Below are 16368 nucleotides of genomic sequence, written 5' to 3'. Positions count from 1 at the left end.
CCGCGGCAATTCGGAGAAGGCGCTTGGATTCCCGCAAGCTCGGATATTTCGCCAGCGTCGCGCGCGCCGGCAGCTTCAGCCGCGCCGCCGAGGAATTGCGGATCGCGCAGCCCGCGCTCAGTCGGCGCATCCGCGAACTCGAGGACGAACTCGGCCGGCCGCTCCTCGTCCGCCATGGCCGCGGCGTCCGTCTGACGGCGCTGGGCGCAAGCGTGCTGCAACGGGCCGAGGAAATCGAGCATCTGCTGGCCCAGATCAAAACCGATGCCCGCCAGGACCGCCCTGCCCTGCGCGGCACGGTCTCCCTCGGCCTGCCGCCGGCGGCGGGTCTACTGCTCGGGCCGCCCTTGGCCGCGCACATGGCGCAGGCCTATCCCGAGATCGTCCTCAATCTGCGCGAGGGCGTGAGCTCCCTGATCCATGAATGGCTGGCGGAAAAGCGCATCGATGTCGGCCTGGTCTACAATGCCATGCCGGTCGACGGCTTCCGGATCGTACCGCTGCTGCGCGAGCGCATGGTGCTCGTCGGCCCGCCCGGCGACACGCGCAGGATCGGCGAGACCCCGGAGATCCGCATCAAGGACATCACCGGCCTGCCCTTGATCATGCCGAGCCTGCCGCACAACAACCGCCGGGTGCTCGAACAGGCGGCGGCACGCCATGAGGTCCGGCTCGCCATCCGCTCAGAGGTCGACAGCGTCGCGTTGACCAAGGCCATGGTCCGCGTCGGGCAAGGCTACACGATCCTGACCCATGCCTCCGTCCAGGCCGAGGTCGCGCGCGGCGAGCTCAGCCGCCGCGCCATCGACAACCCGCCGATCCTCGCGACGCTGGCGCTGATCATGCGGCAGAGCACGCTCGCCGAGCCGCTGGCGCGCCAGCTCGGCGCGGAAATCGAGAGCCTGCTGGCCGGTCTCTGCGGAACCGAGGCCTGGCCCGGAGCGACCTTGATCCCGCCCGCTCAGGCCGCAATGCCGAAGCGGCGGCGATAATCCGCCGGCGCGAGCCCGGTGACGCGCTGGAACAGCTTGCGGAAGGCCGAGGCATCACCATAGCCCACCTCCCAGGCGATCTGCGCGACCGGGCGGCGGCTCTGCTCGAGCGCCTCGCGCGCCCTGGCGATCCTGACATGCTGGGCATATTCAGTCGGGCGCAGGCCGGTCGCCTTGCGGAAGCGGCGCAGGAAGGTCCGCTCCTCGAGTCCGGCGCGCGCCGCCAGCGCCGGCACGGCATGGTCCTTGGCGCCCGTCGCCTGGAGCCAGTGCTGCACCTTCAGCACCGCCGCATCGCCATGGTCGAGGCGCGGCACGAAGCGGCCATAAGGCTGCTGCGCCCGCCCCGGCGGGTCGATCAGCAGGAAGCGCGCCGTCTCCAGCATCACGCTCGGCCCGAGCAGGCGCTCGACCAGGGTCAGGCCGAGATCGGTCCAGGCCAGGATGCCGCCGGCGGTAATGATGTCGCCGCCATCGATCACCATGCGATCGCTGTCGACGCGGATCGCCGGGAAGCGCGCCGCCAGCGCCTCCGCGAAGGCCCAATGCGTCGTCGCCTCGCGGCCTGCGAGCAATCCCGTCTCGCCGAGCAGGAAGGCGCCCGCGCAGACCGAGCACAAAATCGCCCCTTCGCCATGGCGCTTGGTCATCCAGGCAGCGAAGCCCGCCATCGGCTGCATCCTGGCCGGCATCACCAGGCTCGGCGGGGCGATCAGATGGCCGAGCCTGTGCGCCGGGCCCGGATGGCTGTCGAAGACGCATTCGACTGCCGCATCACCTTGCGCCGCATGCTCCTGAGCCGCAGTATCCTGCGCCGCCAGCTGCCAATGGCTCACGCGGATCGCGGGCGCTGGCGGTTCGCCATGCGCCGCGCTCATGTCGCTGGCGATGCGGAACAGATCGGTCAGGCCATGGACGGCCGCCAATTGCACATCGGGATAGAGCAAGAGCCCGATTTCGGCTTTGATCCTCTGAGCAGTCGTCATGCTGTCAGTTTCGCCTCGCATAATGTCGGTTCCGCCAAGCGGCAGCATGCGACGGCGCGGTTATACCGTCTACATCGAGGGCGGCGATCCCACTGCCCGGCAATCGAAGGGAACCAAACGATGAGCACGATCACCACCCGTGACGGCACCGAGATCTACTACAAGGATTGGGGTTCCAAGGAGGCGCAGCCGATCGTTTTCCACCATGGCTGGCCCCTCAGCGCCGATGACTGGGACAACCAGATGCTGTTCTTCCTCGAACAGGGCTACCGGGTGATCGCGCATGATCGCCGCGGCCATGGCCGCTCGACCCAGACCGCGACCGGCAACGAGATGGACACCTACGCCGCCGACGTCGCCGAGCTTGCCGCGGCGCTCGACCTCAGGAACGCCGTCCATATCGGCCACTCCACCGGTGGCGGCGAGGTCGCCCATTACGTCGCCCGCGCCGAGCCCGGCCGCGTCGCCAAGGCGGTGCTGATCGGCGCGGTGCCGCCCGTGATGGTGAAGTCCGAGACGAATCCCGGCGGCCTGCCGATCGAGGTCTTCGACGGCTTCCGCGCCGCGCTCGTCGCCAACCGCGCGCAGTTCTATATCGATGTGCCCACCGGCCCGTTCTACGGCTTCAACCGGGCAGGCGCGACGGTTTCCCAGGGCGCGATCGACAATTGGTGGCGGCAGGGCATGATGGGCGGCGCCAAGGCCCATTACGATTGCATCAAGGCCTTCTCGGAGACCGATTTCACCGAGGACCTGAAGGCGATCGATGTGCCGGTCCTGATCATGCACGGCGACGACGACCAGATCGTCCCGATCGCGGACTCGGCCCTGCTCGCGGCCAAGCTGGTGAAGGACGGCACGCTCAAGATCTATGAAGGCCTGCCACACGGCATGTGCACGACCCATCCGGACATCATCAACCCGGACCTGCTCGCCTTCATCAAGGGCTGAGGTCTTGGAGCGAGGCAGCCCCGGCTCGATGAGCCGGGGCTGCGGAGCGTCCGGCTGCTTCTCAACCGTCTCGGTCATTGCGGCCTATGGGGCGCAATGTTCCAGAACGGTGAAAAAAGCTACGCAGCAATCCAGAGCAGCAAGCGTTGAGGCAATGTAAGCGTTGCGGCTTCCCCGATCTCCAACAGGCCCTCGCCAGATTGGAATGGCACGTCGACGGCGACCTCGGTGGCGCCAATCCTGACTCCATAGCGGACGCTCGCTCCGAGGAATTCGCGATGTGCGATCACGCAGGGCAAAGCCAAGGCATTGCCTGAGGGAGTCTCGGGACCAGTCAGCCCGGCATGCTGCGGCCGAAACACCAGCTTCGCGCCCTTAGGAACGATCGCATCGCTCGCTATTGGCACCCTGATCCCGCCGTCGATCGCGAAATGACGTTCGGGGCCGGAATCGACGATGTCGCCAGCGAGGATGTTGGCCGTGCCCAGGAAATTTGCGACGAAGAGATTGGCCGGTCGCTCGTAGAGTTCCATCGGCGTTCCGACCTGCTGGATGACACCGTCATTCATGACCGCGATGCGGTCGCAGATCGTGTTCGCCTCCTCCTGGTCATGCGTGACAAAGATTGTGGTCAGGCCGAGCCTTCGCTGCAGGTCGCGCAATTCGCGGCGAACCTGCACGCGCATCTTGGCGTCCAGGTTCGAGAGCGGCTCGTCCAGCAGGAGCACCTTCGGCTCGACCGCAACGGTGCGCGCCACCGCGACGCGTTGCTGCTGCCCGCCGGAAAGCTGCGACGGGCGCCGCTCGCCGAGATGGCCCAGGCCGACAAGATCGAGCGCGACATCGACGCGTCGCTCGATTTCGGCGCGCGCCACGCCGCGTTCCTCCAGGCCGAAAGCGACGTTCCTTCGAACGGTCATATGCGGCCAGAGCGCGTAGGACTGGAAAACCATGCCGACATCGCGCTTCCAGGGCGGCAGATTCGAGATGTCCTTGCCGCCGATCATGATGCGGCCTGTATCGGCCTGGTTGAATCCGGCGATAAGCCGCAGAAGCGTGGTTTTTCCGCAACCGGAGGGGCCGAGGAAGGCGAAGAATTCGCCGGGCTGAATGGTGAGGTTGACGTCCTTCAGGACGTGGTTTGTGCCGTAGGAGAGGTTTATGCCTTCGATGTCGACGGCGAGCGCCGGCGTGGAAATCGCTGCGATGGCGTTCATGGTCAGTGGCCCATTCCCTTGGCCTTCTGGCTGCGTTCGATAATGAGATGGGAGAGGAAAGTGCAGAGCGCCACGAGCAGGACCGCGACGACCCCGAGCGCCGCGCCCGGCCCCCGGCCTGCCGCCGATTGCATGAAGACGTAGAGGCCATAGGCAAGCGGCGCGTCGGAGTTCGACTGGACCAGCATCAGCGTCGCCGAGAGCTCGACCGCGGCCGTCGAGAACGAGGTGACGAAGCCGGCGAGGATGCCGCCCACCATCAGCGGCACGACGACGCGGCGCACCGTGCGGGCCTTGGTCGCGCCGAGATTCTCGGCCGCCTCCTCCAGCGAGACGGAAATCTGCTGAAGCGCAGCATGGCAGGCGCGCAGGGCATAGGGCAGGCGCCGGATGGCGAGCGCCAGCACGATCATGATCCAGAGCGAGGCGAGCGGCGTGCCATCGGGCAAGGTGACGCCGTAGAACGTCCGAAGATAGCCGATGCCGAGCACGACGCCGGGAATGGCGAGCGCCGCCGAGGCGGCCCAGTCGAGCCATTCGCGCCCGACGAGCTTCGTACGCAGCACGAGATAGGCGATGGCGACGCCGAGCACGACGTCGATGCCGCCGGCGATCGAGGCATAGATCAGCGTGTTCTTGATGTAGATCGAGCTCTCACCGAAGACGCGGGCGTAATGCGCCGCCGTGTATGCGTCCGGCAGAGGTGAAAACGACCAGATCGTCGCGAAGGACAAGAGCAGAAGGCCCAGATGCGGCGCCAGCACCAGCGCCAGGATCAGGATGACGACACCATAGCCAAACACCGCCTCGAAGGGCGTCATCACCCGCCGGGCGAGGCCGCCGCCGCCGCGCTGCGTCGTAGAATAGTCGCGGCCCTTCAGCGCCAGCGCCGAGAGCCACATCGCCACGACCGAGGCGACGATCAGCACGACCGAGATGACATAGCCCATCGGATCGGCGATTCCGATCGAGGTAACGCGCAGATAGGCCTGCGGCGCGAGCATGTCCTTGACGTTGAGCAGCAGCGGCGTCGCCAGATCGTCGAAGACCTTGACGAAAACGAGCGAGGCTCCGGCGAGATAGCCCGGCATGGCGAGCGGGAAGACGATGCGGCGGAACAGCCGAAAACCGGACGAGCCGAGATTCTGCGCCGCCTCCTCCATCGCCCGGTCGATGTTGCGCAGCGCGGCCGAGAGATTGATCAGGATGAAGGGGAAGTAGTGGACCGACTGAACGAAGATGACGCCGTTCAGCCCCTCCATGAAGCCGATCTTGAAGTCGAACCAGTCGTCGAGCAGCAGATTGACCGAGCCGTTGCGGCCGAAGAAGAGCTGCATCGCGACCGCGCCGACGAAGGGCGGCATGATCAGCGGCAAGAAGCCGAGCGTCTGCACAAGGGCTGCGCCGCGAAAGGCGAAGCGCGTCGTCAGATAGGCCAGCGGCAGGGCGAAGACCGAGGCCCAGACCACCGACATCGCCGAAACATAGAACGAGTTCCACAGCGAGCGCATGAACAGCTCGGTCCGGACGAAGTCGTAGAAATTGACGAGCGTGAACGTGCTCGTGCCCTTCTCGGTGAAGGCGACGTAGAGCACCGTGGCGACCGGCAGCACCAGGAACAGCCCCAGGAACGCCGCGATGGCGAGCGCCAGCGCGATTTGGCCGGGCGTGGCCGAGAGGCGTTTAGCGCTGACTGTGGCAGGGATGGCGGTCATGAAGGCCTGTCGTTACGTGTCATCCCGCACGCAGTGCGTCGGCGCAGATGCGGGACCGTCATCAGAAAGAGGCAGCGTCTCGTCGCGCGGTCCCGCTTCTGCGCAGCGGCGTCCCACGCCGCTGCGCACTCGGGATGATGCACCTCCTCACCGCGCCGCCTTCAGCGCCTCTTCCGCCTTCGCCTTCGCCTTGCCGTAGTTGTCTCGGGCAAAACTCGCCCACTGACTTTCGACTTCGGCCTGGCGCGCGCCCTTTTCCTTGGCGCCGGTGAAGGCGCCACGCAATTCGGCACTGGCGGCCTGCGCCTCGGTGACGGGAAGCGCCGCGATCAGGCTGCGGGCCTCGTCGGCCAGCGCCCTGGCCTGCGGGCTGGGCTTCCTGGCGAGCGCCGTATCGACCTCATGCAGGGTCTTGGTGACTCCCTTGAGCGCGTCGAGCTGGAACGAAATCAACTGGTCGAAGAGCGTGTCGACGACCGCCGTGCGCGCCTCCGACTTGTCGACATCGAAGCCGATCATCTTCTGGAAGCGCGGATCGGTGAAGGGGTTGGGATAGTCCGCACCGGCCTTGGCGTAGACCGCCGGGTTGACCGGCAGGCGGCGGATGCCGGGCTCCAACAGCACCTCCTGCCCAGCGGGCGAGAGCAGGAATTCGACGAAGGCTTCGGCGGCTGCCTTGTTGGGCGCGTTCGTGACGATGCCGACATTGGCGGGCACCACCGTGGTCACGCTCGGGTAGACGAACTTGACCGGGAAACCCGAGGCCTGCGCCGAGAAGGCGAAGAAGTCGATGACGATGCCGACGCCGACCTGACCGGAATTCACCGCCTCGGGCACGCCGAAGGAGCGGTCGGTGATCGTGCGGAAATTGCCCGACATCTCCTTGATGGTGCGCCAGCCCTTGTCCCAGCCTTCGCCCTGCAGGATAGTCTCGATCGTCAGATGCGTCGTGCCCGAGCGGGCAGGCGACGCGATCGAGACATGGTCGTAGAACACTGGCTTGGCGAGGTCCTGCCAATCCTTGGGTTCGGGCAGCTTGTTGGCCTTGGCGTAACGCTCGTTCCACATGATGCCGTAACCCGACGCCGCAAAGCCTGAATAGAAGCCCTGCGGATCATTGATCGGGTAGGAGCCGATCTTCTCGGGGATGCCGGTCGCCCTGGGCTTGTAGGCGGTGAGCAGCTGCTTGCCCTTCAGCACCTCGAAAGCGTCAGGCGCCGAGGCCCAGAACAGGTCGACCTGGTTGTTGGCGTTGGTCTCCTCCAGATATTTCACGCCGGCATTGGTGTTGCGGTTCTGGACCTCAAGCGTGACGCCGGGCGTCGCCTTCTCGAAGGCCTTCTTGATCGGGTCGGTGACGTCTTTCGAGAAGGATGTCACGACCGTGACCTTGCCCGCCGGCGCCTGAGCGAAAGCGGCGGAGGTCGCAAGGCTGAAGCCGAGCGCGGTCGCGAGCGCGATCCTGCGTGTGATCATGTCGTCCTCCCAATTATTAAACATCGCCGACGTCGAGGTCGGTCGAGATCGCCCGGACCGCATGTCCATGCGGCGGCAAGTCATGAAGCTGTCACAAAACCGGACCCGATGTCATCCCGATCCTTGTGATGAAAGGCGGCCGGATCGTCAGCGGTTGATGCCGCGCCCATCCTCTCCGACGATTCCTGATCGTTTGTACTTGCCTCGACCTGTCCGGCCGGAGAGATCCCGATTGGCGCGAGGGTCGCTTTACAGCCAAATCGCAAGCGCCTATCGCCATTTGTGACAGTTCACCGATGGAAGACGAGGCTCTGATGCTCGGCTGGTTTCAGAAGCTCCTCCCCAAGGAGAACAAATTCTTCGACCTGTTCGAGAGCCACGCCGTAACGCTCGTCGCCGGCGCCAAGGCCTTGAACGGGCTGCTTGCCGGCGCGGTGCCTGTCCCGGAAGGATGCGCCGAGGTCATTGCCCAGGAGAACCGCGCCGACGAGATTGCCGGCCAGGTGATGCTGGAGGTCGGCCGAACCTTCATCACGCCGTTCGATCGCGGCGACATCGAGGAGCTGATCGGCGCGATGGACGATGCCATCGACCAGATGCAGAAGACCGTGAAGGCGATCACGCTGTTCGAGGTTGGGAGCTTCGCGCCCTGCATGAAGGATCTCGGCATGGTGATCGTCCAGGCGTCCGAGCGCGTCGCGGTGCTGCTGCCGATGCTGCGCGACATCAAGAAGCACGCAATCTCGATCGGCGCGCTCGCGAAGGAGATCGGGGCAATCGAGGAACGGTCCGACGAACTCTACGACGAGGGGCTGAAGGCTCTCTTCAAGGCGCACCAGACATTGGACACGATGTCCTTCATCGTCGGAGCGGAGATCTACGATCATCTCGAGAAGGTGGTGGATCGCTTCGAGGATGTCGCCAAGCGCGTCAGCCGCATCGTCCTCGAGCATCTCTGAGCGGCGCGCTCGTGGACATCGCCAGCATCGCCCCCGCCCTGATCTTCCTGATCGCCGTCGCGCTGCTGTTCGATTTCCTGAACGGTCTGCACGACGCCGCCAATTCCATCGCGACGATCGTCTCCACCCGCGTGCTGGCGCCGCGCTGGGCCGTGTTGTGGGCGGCTTTCTTCAACTTCATCGCCTTCCTGTTCTTCGGCCTGCACGTGGCCCAGACGGTCGGCTCCGGCATCGTTCAAGCTGCGATCATCGACGACCGCGTCATCTTTGGCGCGCTGACGGGCGCAATCGTCTGGAACGTGGTCACCTGGATCGCCGGCATCCCGTCGAGTTCGTCGCATGCGCTGATCGGCGGGCTGGTCGGCGCCGGGCTAACCAAGGCAGGATTCTCGTCGATAGTCTGGTGGGGCCTCGGCAAGACCGTCGTTGCAATCTTTATGTCGCCGGCCATCGGCTTCGCGCTGGCGCTACTTTTGGTCCTGATCGTGTCCTGGGCCTTTCTGCGAATCGCGCCGATGAAAGTCGACAGCAGCTTTCGTCTTCTGCAGTTCGTTTCGGCCTCGCTCTATTCGCTCGGGCACGGCGCCAATGACGCGCAGAAGACCATGGGCATCATCGCGGTGTTGCTGTTCTCGCATGGCATGATGGGCGAGACCTTTTCGGTGCCGTTCTGGGTGGTGATCTCCTGCCAGACGGCGATGGCGCTGGGAACGCTCTGCGGCGGCTGGCGCATCGTCCATACGATGGGCTCCAAGATCACCCGGCTGTCACCGCAGCAGGGCTTCTGCGCCGAGACTGGCGGGGCAATCACGCTGTTCATGGCGACCTATCTCGGCATTCCCGTCTCGACGACGCACACCATCACCGGCGCCATCATTGGCGTCGGCGCCGCAAGGCGGGTGACTGCAGTGCGCTGGGGCGTGGCACGCGGCATCGTGTTCGCCTGGATCGTGACGATGCCGATGGCCGGACTCATCTCGGCGATCGCCTATGCTGCATCGGGCCTGTTCCTGACGGGGCGCTGATGGCTAAGCTTGACGGTCAGCCCAATTTGAGCGAGCGGATCGCCGCCTTCAACCCCGGCTCTTCGACAATGTCGGCGGCGTCTTTCTGTGAGAACCAATGCGACTGGCGCTGGTCGCTTTCCGCCCAGTTCTCAAGGCGCCGTTCGGCCTTGAGGAGGTAGAGCGTCACTTTGCACAGCATGAAATGATCCTCCATCCGCTTCCAGTAGATGTAGCGGTCCAAGGGTTTCTTGCGGATCTTGCCGACTATCCCGGCTTCCTCGCGCGCTTCGATGGCGGCCGCCTCATGCCCCTTCTTGCCTTTGATCCGCCAGCCTTTGGGAACGGTCCATCTGCGGGTCGTGCGTGTCGTGACGAGCAGAATCTCCGGCTCCCCGGAGGGCGAGCGGCGCACCGGCAGGGCGGCGATCTGGGGACGCGGCTTGTCCGATGCACGCTTCACCTTTTTCATCGAATCGCGGGCTCTCTCCAGGCAGAGAACCGTATATTCTAGAGCCGGCAAATCAATAGCGGCGTACCGGTCGAACCAAGGCGACCGAAGCGGCCGGATCGACTTCGCCTCATTCGCACTGGTGCGGCCGCTTCTGGCACCTTTCGCCCGACCGGGCGATGGGCGTTCGTGGCGCGTTTCAGTCCCGACAATTGGAGGCTTTCAACACTCCGCCGGACCGGGCACGCATCTCAACGTAGCTGGCCCCGACGCGATGCAGAGGTTGCGTTTCCTCATGCTTGCCGCACCGCATTCAAGGCGCGCCCGACGTTCCGTGCCAGGACGGAATGAATCTGTGAGATGACGGCGGCGCCTTCGCCGACGGCGGCTGCGACCCGCTTGGTCGAGCCGGCCCGCACATCCCCTACGGCAAAGATGCCTGGACAACTGGTTTCGAGCGGCAGCCGCTCGCCGTCGCCGGCACGCTCCCCCGTGAGGACGAAGCCCGTCGCGTCGAGCGCCACACAGCCGTCGAGCCAGTGCGTATTGGGGTCGGCACCGATGAACAGGAAGAGGTGGCGCGAGGTGCACTCCCGGATCGCACCTGTCCGGCGGTCCCGAAACCTCGTCCCGGTCAGGCCTGTCGCCCGGTCGCCGTGCAAATCGACGATCTCGCTGTCCACATGAAGTTCGACATTGGGCAGTGCCGCGATCCGGTCGATCAGGTACCGGGACATGGTCTGCTCGAGGGGGCGGCGCACCACCAGGTGCAGATGCCTGACCTGCGGTGCGAGATAGGCAACCGCCTGGCCCGCCGAGTTGCCTCCGCCGACCAGGACGACGTCCTCGCCGGCACAAAGCCGAGCCTCGACGGGCGATGCCCAGTAGGAAACGCCGGCCCCTTCCAGCGCTTCGATGTTGGGAATGTCGGGCTGCCGGTAGCGCGCTCCCGAGGCGATCACGATGGTGCGCGACCGAGCAGTGCCACCGTTGCTGAGCTCGAGGGTGAACGGAGCTTCCGCATCCGCTCCGTGACAGCGGAGCAATCCCACGGTCAGCGGAATGGCGAGCTCGGCGCCGAACTTCGCCGCCTGATTGAAGGCCCGGCCCGCCAGCGCCTGTCCGGAGATGCCGGTCGGAAAGCCGAGATAGTTTTCGATCCGGGCGGATGCGCCCGCCTGGCCGCCGAAGGCGCGGCTGTCCAGGACCAGGACGGACAATCCTTCCGATGCGCCATAGACGGCCGTGGCAAGCCCGGCCGGCCCGGCCCCGATGACCGCCACGTCATGGATGGTCTTCGGATCGAGATCCGGTGTGATGCCGAGACAGGTCGCGGCATCGGCATTGCTCGGGCTTCTCAGCAATGTGCCGTTCGGACAGATCATCAGCGGCAGATCTTCGGCGGCGACGCCGAGCCGTTCGACCAGTTCGCGCCCCTCCGGCTCGCACGCGGCAATGACGGTGTGGGGGTAGCCGTTGCGGGTGAGAAACCCCGACAACTCGACGATGCCCGGATCATCCCGGCGTCCGACCAGGATCGACCCTGCGCCGCCGGTTTGCCCCTCCTCGATCAGCATGACGCGCCGGAGGATGAAGGCGCGCATGATCGTTTCACCGACATCCGCCGATCCGATGACGAGCGCACGCAGATGCGGCGCATCAAAGGGGATCGCGACCGCGCCGCTGTCCCCCGCCACGACCGACATGAGGGATGGACGGCCCGAGAGCTGATTGGTCTCGCCGGTGAACTGGCCGGGACCGTAGGTCGTGACCACGGACGACTGGCCGGCTGCGCCGCGCCGGATCGCGTCAGCCGAGCCATCGAGCATCAGCCAGGAGGGAGCGTCGCGGGCGCCGATCTCATAGACGACCTCGCGCGGACCAAAGCTGCGCGGTGCGCCGCTCGCAAAGCGATGCGCCGTCGCGATCTGAAGGGCGGACAATGTCGGAAAAATCTGCTCTCGCCGAGCCTCGCCGATTGCCATGGGGTGACCTCCCTATCGGGCCTATGCCACTTCTCGTGCGCGACACCATCCGACCAGATCAGGAGCTTGACCGCAATCACGCCGGTGCGAATTGCGGCGCCTTCGGCAAGGTGAGCGCGAAGACGAGAAGGCCCAGCAGCGTCAGCCCGAAGCCCGCCCATACCGCAGACAGCAGGCCGTAGCCGGCCGCAATCGTCACGCTGCCCGCCCAGGCACCGACGGCGTTGGCGGTGTTGAGCGCCGCGAGGTTCATGGCGCCCATCAGCGTGGGCGCCTCGGGAGCGAAGCCCGTCAAGCGCACCTGAATCGTGGGGATGGCGACCATCATCGTCATGCCGACGCCGAACAGCGCCGGCATCAGGACCCAGACATGGCCGCCACCGGCGGCCAGCACCGCAAGCGCGATCAGGGCGCTGCCGAAGCCCATGACCAACCCTCGCGCGGGATAGCTGTCCGCCAGCCTTCCACCGATCAGGTTGCCGGCGGTCATGCCCAGCCCGAACAGCGCGAGCGCGAGCGGAATCCACGTTTGATCGAGCGCCGCTACATCGGTGACGAAGGGGCCGATGAAGGTGTACACGGCGAAGATGCTGGCAACGCCGAGCGCCGCGACGAGCATCGTCGCCCAGACGACCGGCTTGCGCAGCGAGCCAAGCTCCTGCACCACGGGCCCGCCGTGAAGCGCCTCGGTTCGAGGCACCCAGGTCCACAAGGCAAGGAAGGCCAGGACGGCGACCCCGGCGACGGTGAAATAGGTGTTTCGCCACCCCATGGTCTGGCCAAGGAAGGTCGCCAGCGGCGAGCCGATGATCGTCGCGACCGTCAGCCCGGTCATCACCAGCGCGAACGCCTTGCCCGCGTGACCGGGGCCGACGATGTAGGACGCCACCACGGCGCCGGCGCCGAAATACGCCCCTTGCGGCATGCCGCTGACGAAGCGCGCCAGGGCGAACATGCCGAGATCCGAGGCGACCGCCGACAGGACGTTGCCGAGGATGAACAGGCCCATCAGGCATAGGAGGAGCGTTCGCCGGTTCAGCCGCGCCGCCACCAGCGTCACCACAGGAGCCCCGATCACCACGCCGAAGGCATAGGCCGCAATCGCGTTCGTCGCCGTGGGGATATCGATGCCAAGGCTGGCCGAAAAAAGCTGAAGGATCCCCATGCTCGCAAACTCGGACGTCCCGATGCAGAAGCTGCCGAGCGCCAGGGCAAACAGCGTGAGGCCGCGGTTGCGCCGCTCTGCTTCGTCCGTGCAATGCACCTTCACTGCGGCACATTGACCGCGATAGGCCTTGTCCAGCATCAGTGCCTCCATTCGCGATGGCTGTGCGGATCGTGCCGATCCATGCGGAGCAATCCGAGGAATCGTCCTGTCGTGCGGTCGGACCCTAGTGGGAAGGTTCCGTGATGATCTCCATTGCCATGAGCAAGATCATTCCTTCGGAAATCTGCACTAAGACAGCTTTTTGCACCGACGGCATCCATATTGACGGCAATATTGACTTCACAAAGAAACGTCGTTTCGGGAACATGAGGCTATAGCGAAGGAGCAGCATCGACATCTTCGCCTTTGCCTGCGCTCTCAGAGTCTGTCTCGAAACTCGCTCCGGTGAGTCGGCTGGCGCGGATTTTGAGAACCGGAGCGCAGCGGACTTCATGTCCGTGAGCACCGGAAGCGCAGAAAGCCGCGTCAGATGGCCTCCGGAGTAGAGTTTCGGGACAGGCTCTCAGCCCGGACAGGGCTGCCCGGCAGCTCCCCATAGAGCCATGTCTTTGACATGAGCCTCAAAGGTTCCCGGCGGAGTCGCGCGGCCGGCGCCGGGCTCCCATGCCCTGGGTATGAAGCCGTTTAGCGATGCATCATGCCTCAAATGCTGAAGGAGGCCGACAGCGTCGCGACCGCCATTACGCCCGGGATTCTTAAGCTGGGCACAAATCTCGGCACCACTCTTGCCGAACCAGATGAATTCCACGGGTGCAAGCTGCCAGTCGATGCCTGCATGCAAGGGCGCCGGTGCGGGAGGATTCGGCAACGTTGAAGTGACATGGCACGTCGAACACGGAACGGTCTCTGCTCCGATACGGCTTTTTCCGCCGTGAATGTTCATGCCATGCACTCGGGATTTGCTTTCACCGGCTGGCGTCCAGATTGGAATTGCCTTCGCATCGACGTGGCAATTGGCACAGCGTGGATGCGTCACCACCGCCTCAATTCTCTTCCAGGCCTGCAGCCCCTCGGCCTGGCTGATGCTGCCCAGTGGCAACGCATCTTTCGACTCGTCTTTGGCTAGAACAAAACCCGTCAGGGCGACGATTGATGAACTGGCACATGTGAGCGCGATCAAAGCTAGCCTTCTCATGACCTGCCCTCACACGAAATCGACGAATTTGTTGAAAGGCATTTCTCGTATGCGTTTGCCGGTCGCGGCGAAGATGGCATTGGCCAGCGCTGGCGCCGCAGGGGGTACGGGTGGCTCCCCGATGCCCCGGACCGTGAAATCATTCTCCAGGCCGCGCACCTCGATCACCGGACACTGATACATGCGCATTGCTTCGTGGTGATTGTAGTTGGTCTGTTGGACGGCACCCTTGGAATAGGTGAGTTCGCAGTTCATGGCATGGCCAAGGCCCCAGACGACGCCGCCTTGAACGAGATTCTCGAAGTTGACAGGATCCAAGATCTTGCCGACATCGGCCGCCACCCAGACTTTGTCGATCTTGATGCCCGCCTCGGTCGAAGTCACTTCGACGATCTCGGCGACAGCCGTTCCAAACGACTCGACAAACGCAACGCCACGGCCTTTTCCCCGTCCCAGGGGCCCCTTCCACTCCGCCATCTCGCCAACGGTTTCCAGGAGCTTCCGGTAGATCGGAATCTTGCACATCTCGATGCGCGCCATGAGCGGGTCGAGACCTGCGGCGTGTATCAACTCGTCGATGAAACCCTCGGTGAAGAACCCGTTGGCGGAAGCCCCTACGGCCCGCCAGGTCGTGCACGGTGACAGTCCCAGGACTTCGAAGCTTGTCGCCCGGTAATTCGGAATGTCGTAGTAAACGTTCCAAATTCCGACCCCCAGCTGGCCATCGGGGTCCTTCGAGGGTGAGCCCATCCTTGCCAAGAGCTCCTTGAACGGCGCTGTTGCGGCCACCTGCAAATCAGCCGCGACGATCCTTCCATCCTTGACGCTTCCCCTGCACCGGCCCATCGCAATCTGCCGGGGAATGTCCTGCAGGAAGTCCTCCTCCCGCGAAAAGATGAGCTTCACCGGTGTCCCGCGCATCTGGTTCGCGATCTCGGCAAGCACTCTGATATTCTCGAATTCGAGCCGATGCCCGAAGCTCCCGCCCATCCACTCGTTATGAAAGGTCACTTGTTCTGGCTTCATGCCGATCGCCGTGGCCGCGATGTACTGCACGGATTGCGGCGTTTGATGTCCGACCCAGATTTCCATTCCCTTGTCGGTCACGATGCCGATGCCGTTAAGCGGCTCCAGCGGCTGATGCCCCACATAGGGTGCGCGATATTCCGCCTCGATCAGCCTCCCGTCTTTCAATCCGGCGTCGAGATTGCCGTCGTTGCGCCACTCCTTGCCTAGGAACTGCGGAGCAAAGGAAGAACCCACGATGTTCCAGTGGTCAGCCTGCTCGGCCGGATACTTACTCGGCTCCCACACGCAGTCGACAACCTCGGCCGCCTGCATCGCGTACCAGCTGTTCGTCGCAATGACCGCGATGCCATTCGATACCTTGAGGATCTTCTGTACCCCAGGCATCGCCTGAGCTTTGGTCGCGTCGTAGGATTTGATCGGCTGCCCCTTGTTGGGGTTCAGCTTGACGGCCGCGTACACCATACCGTCCATCTTCCGATCGATACCGAACTTCATTTCGCCGGTGACTTTCGAACGAATATCGAGCCGCTCCATCGGCTTGCCGATCATTCGCCATTGCGATGGTTCACGCAGCTTGACGGCCGCGACCGGCGCAATCTTCGCCGCATCGGCGGAAAGCGCCACGTAGGGGATCTTCGTCCCGTCCGGCAGGATCACGTTTCCGGCTTCGGTGCGCAAGGCGGCGGCCGCGTGTCCGCTGCGTTTCGCAGCCGCCGCCTTCAGCGTTTCCCGCGCAATCGCGCCGGCCATTCGCAGCTTTTCGTATGTATCGGGAATCGTACTGGAGCCCCCGGTCATCTGCAGCCCGGCCTTCCTCAGCCACTCCAGTGCGACCGCGCGAGCCTTCTCAGCTGCGGGGCTTTGGTCCGGCGCCATGAAGGGCGCAAGTTCGTGGGCAAAGCCGGTATTGAAATAGGCGGGACTAGGCCCGGCGAAGCGGAGCTCGAATTGGCCGGGCTCGAGGTCCAACTCCTCGGCGATCATGAGGGTCTGGATAGAGCCAACGCCTTGGCCCTTGTCGGCATGCTGGGCAATCAGTGTGATTTTTTCCGGGCTGATCTCGACCCAGGGATTGAACGCAACCGAATGCGGACCGAGATCCGCCATCAGCGGATTCGCCGCGGCAGCGGCGGAAGGTGCCTGTTGCGCCTGACCATAGTGACCGAAGGCCACACCGCCAGCGACCGCGACGGAGCCGAAAACGAAATTGCGTCGCGAAAGACTTGGCATCCTGCCCATG

The 16368-nt window shown here is 64.6% G+C and carries 13 protein-coding genes; 4 read left to right on the top strand and 9 right to left on the bottom strand.

Features of this window, described 5'->3' with window-relative positions:
* Nucleotides 1–23: 23 nt before the first annotated feature.
* On the top strand, nt 24–992 hold the full coding sequence (locus tag J2Y55_RS20920; RefSeq protein ID WP_310157578.1) for a LysR family transcriptional regulator: 969 nt from the start codon (nt 24–26) through the stop codon (nt 990–992).
* Here J2Y55_RS20920 and J2Y55_RS20915 read toward each other — a convergent pair.
* The gene (locus J2Y55_RS20915) at nt 962–1978 is read right to left on the bottom strand and encodes a GlxA family transcriptional regulator (RefSeq protein WP_310157576.1); all 1017 of its coding nucleotides are present in this window, start codon (nt 1976–1978) and stop codon (nt 962–964) included. The two genes, J2Y55_RS20920 and J2Y55_RS20915, sit on opposite strands and share 31 nt — an antisense overlap.
* A gap of 120 nt (nt 1979–2098) precedes the next feature.
* Between J2Y55_RS20915 and J2Y55_RS20910 the strand changes: the two genes are divergently transcribed.
* A complete protein-coding gene (locus J2Y55_RS20910; RefSeq protein ID WP_310157574.1) occupies nt 2099–2929 on the top strand; it encodes an alpha/beta fold hydrolase in 831 nt (276 codons plus the stop codon).
* A 119-nt stretch (nt 2930–3048) separates the two neighbouring features.
* Here the strand turns inward: J2Y55_RS20910 and J2Y55_RS20905 are convergent, their stop codons facing one another.
* The 3 genes from J2Y55_RS20905 to J2Y55_RS20895 form a co-directional block, all read right to left on the bottom strand.
* Complete coding sequence (locus J2Y55_RS20905) at nt 3049–4146, bottom strand: ABC transporter ATP-binding protein (protein ID WP_310157572.1); 1098 nt, start codon at nt 4144–4146, stop codon at nt 3049–3051.
* 2 nt (nt 4147–4148) lie between these two features.
* Entirely contained in the window at nt 4149–5861 is a 1713-nt protein-coding gene (locus J2Y55_RS20900) for an ABC transporter permease (protein WP_310157570.1), read from the bottom strand.
* A 147-nt stretch (nt 5862–6008) separates the two neighbouring features.
* A complete protein-coding gene (locus J2Y55_RS20895) occupies nt 6009–7337 on the bottom strand; it encodes an ABC transporter substrate-binding protein (RefSeq protein WP_310157568.1) in 1329 nt (442 codons plus the stop codon).
* Nucleotides 7338–7651: 314 nt separating this feature from the next.
* On the opposite strand from J2Y55_RS20895, the gene J2Y55_RS20890 reads away from it, so the two are divergent.
* Nucleotides 7652–8296, top strand: coding sequence for a DUF47 domain-containing protein (locus tag J2Y55_RS20890; RefSeq protein ID WP_310157566.1), 645 nt, complete (start codon nt 7652–7654; stop codon nt 8294–8296).
* 11 nt (nt 8297–8307) lie between these two features.
* Complete coding sequence (locus tag J2Y55_RS20885) at nt 8308–9321, top strand: inorganic phosphate transporter (protein WP_310157564.1); 1014 nt, start codon at nt 8308–8310, stop codon at nt 9319–9321.
* A 16-nt stretch (nt 9322–9337) separates the two neighbouring features.
* Here the strand turns inward: J2Y55_RS20885 and J2Y55_RS20880 are convergent, their stop codons facing one another.
* From J2Y55_RS20880 to J2Y55_RS20860, 5 genes are all read right to left on the bottom strand, one after another.
* On the bottom strand, nt 9338–9772 hold the full coding sequence (locus tag J2Y55_RS20880) for an NUDIX hydrolase (RefSeq protein ID WP_310157562.1): 435 nt from the start codon (nt 9770–9772) through the stop codon (nt 9338–9340).
* Nucleotides 9773–10044: 272 nt separating this feature from the next.
* Nucleotides 10045–11736 carry an FAD-dependent oxidoreductase gene (locus J2Y55_RS20875; RefSeq protein WP_310157560.1) on the bottom strand — a complete coding sequence of 564 codons (1692 nt, stop codon included), beginning with the start codon at nt 11734–11736 and terminating at the stop codon, nt 10045–10047.
* Between the two features lie 76 nt (nt 11737–11812).
* Nucleotides 11813–13042 (bottom strand): MFS transporter, encoded by a 1230-nt coding sequence (locus J2Y55_RS20870; protein ID WP_310157558.1) that lies wholly within the window; start codon nt 13040–13042, stop codon nt 11813–11815.
* A gap of 424 nt (nt 13043–13466) precedes the next feature.
* Complete coding sequence (locus J2Y55_RS20865; RefSeq protein WP_310157556.1) at nt 13467–14084, bottom strand: hypothetical protein; 618 nt, start codon at nt 14082–14084, stop codon at nt 13467–13469.
* Between the two features lie 24 nt (nt 14085–14108).
* Entirely contained in the window at nt 14109–16367 is a 2259-nt protein-coding gene (locus tag J2Y55_RS20860) for a xanthine dehydrogenase family protein molybdopterin-binding subunit (RefSeq protein WP_310157553.1), read from the bottom strand.
* Nucleotide 16368: the final 1 nt, after the last annotated feature.

The organism is Allobosea sp. BE125, from assembly GCF_031456075.1.
Taxonomy (GTDB): Bacteria; Pseudomonadota; Alphaproteobacteria; order Rhizobiales; family Beijerinckiaceae; genus Allobosea.
This window is presented reverse-complemented; position numbering and strand designations above follow the sequence as displayed.

What these genes read in the sequence shown, in the direction of transcription:
- J2Y55_RS20880 (WP_310157562.1), bottom strand. Translation starts at nt 9,772, where the DNA reads ATGAAAAAGGTGAAGCGTGCATCGGACAAGCCGCGTCCCCAGATCGCC.
- J2Y55_RS20900 (WP_310157570.1), bottom strand. Translation starts at nt 5,861, where the DNA reads ATGACCGCCATCCCTGCCACAGTCAGCGCTAAACGCCTCTCGGCCACG.
- J2Y55_RS20890 (WP_310157566.1), top strand. Translation starts at nt 7,652, where the DNA reads ATGCTCGGCTGGTTTCAGAAGCTCCTCCCCAAGGAGAACAAATTCTTC.
- J2Y55_RS20860 (WP_310157553.1), bottom strand. Translation starts at nt 16,367, where the DNA reads ATGGGCAGGATGCCAAGTCTTTCGCGACGCAATTTCGTTTTCGGCTCC.
- J2Y55_RS20870 (WP_310157558.1), bottom strand. Translation starts at nt 13,042, where the DNA reads ATGCTGGACAAGGCCTATCGCGGTCAATGTGCCGCAGTGAAGGTGCAT.
- J2Y55_RS20910 (WP_310157574.1), top strand. Translation starts at nt 2,099, where the DNA reads ATGAGCACGATCACCACCCGTGACGGCACCGAGATCTACTACAAGGAT.
- J2Y55_RS20915 (WP_310157576.1), bottom strand. Translation starts at nt 1,978, where the DNA reads ATGACGACTGCTCAGAGGATCAAAGCCGAAATCGGGCTCTTGCTCTAT.
- J2Y55_RS20875 (WP_310157560.1), bottom strand. Translation starts at nt 11,736, where the DNA reads ATGGCAATCGGCGAGGCTCGGCGAGAGCAGATTTTTCCGACATTGTCC.
- J2Y55_RS20895 (WP_310157568.1), bottom strand. Translation starts at nt 7,337, where the DNA reads ATGATCACACGCAGGATCGCGCTCGCGACCGCGCTCGGCTTCAGCCTT.
- J2Y55_RS20905 (WP_310157572.1), bottom strand. Translation starts at nt 4,146, where the DNA reads ATGAACGCCATCGCAGCGATTTCCACGCCGGCGCTCGCCGTCGACATC.